General features: G+C 51.5%; 1 protein-coding gene. It reads left to right on the forward strand.

The window, feature by feature from the left end; translation table 11 throughout:
• The coding region (locus tag A3729_RS10435; protein WP_304439714.1) for a carboxyl transferase domain-containing protein at positions 1–309 on the forward strand (309 nt) is incomplete at both ends.

Raw genomic sequence — 309 nt, forward strand, 5'->3', positions numbered from 1 at the left:
TATGGTGCGGGTAACTATGCCATGTGTGGTCGAGGTCTTGACCCTCGCTTCATCTTCGCTTGGCCGAACAGCAAAACAGCCGTTATGGGCGGCGCACAGGCCGGTAAGGTATTGCGAATCGTCACAGAAGCAAAACATGCAAAAATGGGTAAAGAAGCTGATCCAGCCATGCTCGATGTTATCGAGAAAGCGACTGCAGATAAATTGGACGAGGGTTCAACAGCCTTGTTTGGCACCGCTCGCCTATGGGATGACGGATTAATCGATCCGCGCGACACGCGCAAGGTGTTGGCATTCCTCTTAGATATT

This window comes from Oleiphilus sp. HI0043, from assembly GCF_001634935.1.